The sequence below is a fragment of the Campylobacter sp. LMG 17559 genome (assembly GCF_024723605.1).
Classification (GTDB): domain Bacteria; phylum Campylobacterota; class Campylobacteria; order Campylobacterales; family Campylobacteraceae; genus Campylobacter_D.
Map to the genome: position 1 here is coordinate 1 of NZ_JANQCZ010000069.1, position 307 is coordinate 307.

1 pseudogene is annotated in these 307 nt (G+C 27.0%); it reads left to right on the forward strand.

Annotated elements, in window-relative coordinates:
- Nucleotides 1-307 (forward strand): annotated as a pseudogene (locus tag CAMP5082_RS08345) (ShlB/FhaC/HecB family hemolysin secretion/activation protein); the annotation flags it as partial.

A 307-nucleotide genomic window follows, 5' to 3' on the forward strand; every position in this document is an offset into this window, starting at 1 on the left:
ATAAAGAAGTTGGTTTTAGTGGTACTTCAAGAAATTTTGGTATAGACTTTTCTTATCCTGTATGGATTAATACTAATTCCTCTTTATATCTTACTTCAAGTATTTATCATAAAATATTAAAAGATGAACCTTTCTCAAATATATTTGAAGGTTATAGTATTGAAAAACATTCTAATGTAGGTAGTATGGGTTTAGAAGGTTTGTTTAGAGGCTTTGAGAATAATACTTTAAGTTATAGTGCTAAGATAAGTGTGGGTAAGGTATATGATGATGGTAATTCTTTAAGTTCTTATACTTCTAAAAATGG